Source organism: Acinetobacter sp. UBA3106, from assembly GCA_002365595.1.
In the GTDB taxonomy this organism is placed as follows: domain Bacteria; phylum Pseudomonadota; class Gammaproteobacteria; order Pseudomonadales; family Moraxellaceae; genus Acinetobacter.
The window spans coordinates 36050-40435 of record DFAM01000013.1; the positions used below are offsets into that span (position 1 = coordinate 36050).

At 42.5% G+C, this 4386-nt stretch carries 4 protein-coding genes; all 4 read left to right on the plus strand.

All coding sequences use genetic code 11. The features are described from left to right. Positions 1-89: 89 nt before the first annotated feature. Positions 90-1304, plus strand: a complete 1215-nt coding sequence (locus B4C48_RS05865) for an MFS transporter (protein ID WP_291354675.1) — start codon at positions 90-92, stop codon at positions 1302-1304. Then, a complete protein-coding gene (locus B4C48_RS05870; RefSeq protein ID WP_291354676.1) occupies positions 1297-1431 on the plus strand; it encodes a hypothetical protein in 135 nt (44 codons plus the stop codon). Before B4C48_RS05865 ends, B4C48_RS05870 begins: the two co-directional genes overlap by 8 nt. A 186-nt stretch (positions 1432-1617) precedes the next feature. Then, positions 1618-2580 (plus strand): TauD/TfdA dioxygenase family protein, encoded by a 963-nt coding sequence (locus tag B4C48_RS05875; protein ID WP_291354677.1) that lies wholly within the window; start codon positions 1618-1620, stop codon positions 2578-2580. Between the two features lie 459 nt (positions 2581-3039). Continuing rightward, positions 3040-4266 carry a chromate efflux transporter gene (gene chrA / locus B4C48_RS05880; RefSeq protein ID WP_291354678.1) on the plus strand — a complete coding sequence of 409 codons (1227 nt, stop codon included), beginning with the start codon at positions 3040-3042 and terminating at the stop codon, positions 4264-4266. The last annotated feature ends 120 nt before the right edge of the window (positions 4267-4386 follow it).

Genomic DNA, 4386 nt, shown 5'->3' on the forward strand with positions numbered 1-4386 from the left:
AATTTTATCTTTTGTTTAAGTTTTATTTAATCGCTTAGCCTTGCAGAATCGAATAACATAGCCGCAACACAGCCCAGCATGGATGAATTATGTCAGATACCCGTTTTTCCAAACCTCTGATTTATATGTTAATTGGAAGTGCCATTATTCTGGCTTTGTCATTGGGTGTCCGTCATGCATTTGGTCTGTATCTGGTGCCCATGAGCCATGAATTTGGCTGGGGACATAATGTGTTTAGTCTCGCCATCGCCATGCAAAACCTGATTTGGGGTGCGGTACAACCCGTCACAGGAGCTTTTGCCGACAAATACGGCAGTAAAATCGTGGTCGCTGTGGGAGGCGCCCTCTATACCCTTGGCCTGTTGCTTATGGCAGTCAGCTCAAGTGGCTTGCTGCTGAATTTAAGTGTTGGGTTAATTCTGGGTTTGGCTCTTTCTGCCACCTCATTTCCTGTGCTGCTTTCTGCTGTGGGACGTGCCGCACACCCTGAAAAGCGTAGTCTGGCGATGGGCATTGCCAGCGCAGCCGGGTCTTTTGGCCAATTTATTATGCTGCCGTCTACCCTGCTACTGTTACAGAGTGCCGGCTGGTCAGCTGCATTGATGGTTAGTGCAATTTTAATTGCCTTCATTGTTCCATTGGCGTGGACCTTAAAAGCGCCCGCTTATACCCCCAATAACATATCGGCGGCCATCCATAAACCGGCACTGAGCGTTAAAGAAATTCTGGTGATTGCCAAAAATCACAAACCATTCTGGTTCCTGTCTTTAGGTTTCTTTGTCTGTGGCTTCCAGGTGGTCTTTATTGGCATTCATTTGCCTGGCTATCTGATTGATCATGGTTTTGATGCCACCACAGGCACAGTGTTCCTGGCTCTGGTCGGTTTATTTAATATTGTCGGCACCTATACCGCAGGCTGGCTGGGTGGAAAATACTCCAAACCTTACTTACTGATGGGTCTATATGGCCTGCGTGGTATTGCCATTATTGGGTTTTTATTGCTGCCTTTGAGTACCTGGACAATTTACAGCTTTGGCGTCATTATGGGTTTACTCTGGTTATCTACCGTTCCCCTGACTAACGGCATTGTGGCGAATATGTTTGGGATAAAATACCTGTCCATGCTCAGTGGTATCGTGTTCTTTACCCATCAGGTTGGTTCGTTCTTTGGCGGATGGCTGGGGGGTGTCAATCATGACATGACTGGCAACTATAATATGATCTGGATGTTTTCCATTCTATTAAGCGTATTCGGTGTTCTGGTTCATTTCTTTGTCAATGAGGAGCATGTGGTTCATGACTGATTCTATGCTTGGGCTTAAAATCCTGACTGCTGCAGCGATTGGCCTGTTATTGGCCATCGCCATTCTGCTGTGGATTAAAACACCGCAACTGTTTGAGTATTTCAATCAAGCCTTTTGTCCGCATTAATGCTGAAATATCAGCAGTGAAAACAGCAAAAAATCTGCTTTGTTTTGCTGTTTATATTAAAAGTTTAACAATCATTGATTTAAGTATTTTTCACTGTCATTTCATAAGCTTAGTAAATATTTTGATTTTATTTTTTGTTTTGTATTGCTTAGATTTTATTTCAACATAAAACATTAGAGCAAAACAATGACAGTACTTACCCAACTTTCTCAAGCAATTCATGATGCGCCGCGCTGGCATCAGCCAGAACAGTTTCAAAATCCACAAGACATTACTATTGTGCCCTTAGAAGGCGAAGCTCTAGGCGCTGTGGTTTTAGGCCTGGATGCACGCAAAGCCCAAGCGGGTGAAACCATTTACCGGTTAAAGCAGGCACTGGCTCAGCATCTGATTCTAATTTTCAAAAACCAGCGCTTGGACGATTTACAGTATTTGGCCTTTGCCAGCTATTTTGGTTCCATTTTCCGCCCAAGTGCAGATAATCCTGTACTTGCCACCCAAACAGATACCGGTACACCACCCGATGTCGTGCCCGTTTCCAATGCTGTGGGACAAGGTGATTACACCGGCTATGGCGAACTTTCGCCGCATGCCGATCACCAGTGGACTCCGCTTCCTTCTTTTGGTTCATTACTTTATGCAATTGAATTACCCAAAGATGGCGGACAAACCTCATGGTTTAATACTATCAAGGCTTATGAAGCACTGGATGAGAAAACCCAAAAGCATATCGATCAATTACAACTGATTACCTATAACCCATTTGTTCGTAGACAACATCTTAAAGATAATGATCACAATGGTTATGGCAACAGCCCATTATATCGCTTTAAAGATCAGCCGATTATTGGTCATGCCTATGCTCATCCACTGGTACGCACCCATCCTGAGAGTGGCCGTAAAGCACTGTGGTTAAATACCCATTCTGAAGTGGAACTGGTCAATTATGATGATCAGGCGGGTAATGAACTCATTGCTTCGTTGCGCGAACATCTGTTAAAACCTGAATTTCGTTATGAACATCAATGGCAAGAAGGCGACATTGTATTTTGGGATAATCAGGTCACCCTGCATTCACGCAAACCCTTCCCCAGTGAGCAGCGCCGTTTATTAAAGCGTATCAGTCTGGCAGGAGGTCGACCTTATTAATGGTGTTTATTGATCTGAAATAATAACAATAAAAACGCGTCATAAAATTACTCCACAGCATCATGACCCAACTCACATTTACGAATGTTCAACATCGTAAATAAAATAAAAAATGCGTCATGATGCTGCATTTTTTACTTACAGTGACTCTTTTTTATATTGACTAAAAAAGCAGTTCATTTTCATGGCTAAATTATTAAATGATGAGGTGGTTGAACATCTGCCTCTTCGTCTCGCAAATAACGCCAGTGAAACTCATCAGATCGCACATTATTTTCAGGATGGTCATCTTTATTAAATATTTGCAGGTTAAATTAAAAAATAAAAGCCCATCAAAAGTAATCATTTGGGATGGGCTTTTTCATGTTAGAAATATACATTGCAGGAATATCTCATAACAAAGTAAATCTGGCCTGTTCATCTTGCGCAGGCTAAAACTCAAATATTTTTTGGATCATTATGTTGCCCTCTGCTCCCATGCTGTCATATTGCAGCTTGTTTAAAATATTCCTGAAATTAGGCTGTACGGCATTTGGCGGTCCGGCAGCGCATCTGGTGTTTTTTTATCGGCGTTTTGTGCAGCAGCTTGGATATCTGGATGAGCAGCAATATGCCCATCTCTTGGCTTTGGCACAAATTTTACCTGGCCCCAGCAGTAGCCAGATGGGTCTTGCGATTGGTTATCAGCTGAAAGGTTATCGGGGGGCGCTGCTGGCATGGCTGGGCTTTACTCTACCTTCTGCCCTACTGATGACCCTTGCTGCAATGCTTGGTATTCAATTTTCCAGTTATTTTTCTGTTGAATTTTTCCATGTGATTCAACTCATTGTATTTAGCGTGGTGGCATGGGCATTCTGGCAAATGTTACGTAGCTTTTGTAAAGAGCAATGGCAGTATGTATTAATGCTGCTGTCTGGCTTATTTGTCTATGTTGTACCGCTGAGCATTAATCAGGTTTTGGTGATTCTTTTCGGTACCTTGGCAGGACTGATTTATCTACATTATTTTCCCCCACAAAATACCTTTAAATCTACTGCGAGTGCATCAACCACACCCAAAAAATCCTTTGCGTATCTCTGGCTGATTTTATTTGCCTTGCCATTTTTGATTGTTCCCGTATTACAGCAATTTTTTCCCAGTCTCTGGCTCGACAGTTTCACAGGTTTATACCGCACAGCCTCTTTGGTCTTTGGTGGTGGACATATTATTTTGCCCTTTTTACAGCAGGACTTTGTCGTAACCGGCCTAGTCTCGCAGCAACATTTTGACTTAGGCTATGCGATTGCCCAGCTGATGCCAGGCCCCTTATTTAGTTTTGCCAGTTATCTAGGTGCTTTATTACCTTTAAGTTCATCGGCAGTGTTGAATGCCGCTTTTGCGACTGTGGTGATTTTCTTGCCTTCTTTCTTGCTCATCTTTGGCGCCTTACCGTACTGGTCACGTTTAATGCACTTTCCACGGTTATTTCATGCTTTGGCAGGCATTAATGCAGCGGTAGTAGGCCTGTTATTATGCCTCGTGGTGCAGATGGGACAAAAATATGTACTGTCTGGCCTAGATGTGCTTTTTATTATCACTGTCATTTCACTTCTTAAAAGCAAAATTCCAGTCTGGGTGAGCTTAATCAGCAGTTTCTTTGGTTATTATGGACTGTTGTGGCTATTGGATCATTATCCTTTTTTCTGATCCGGCCTATAAAATCCAGTGATCCAATCTCTAATCATTAAGGAGCTTTTATAATGAAGTATTCGCTTACTTAAAGCGGACACTGGTTACTTTTAATTACTTAATTTCTCTATTTTCTTG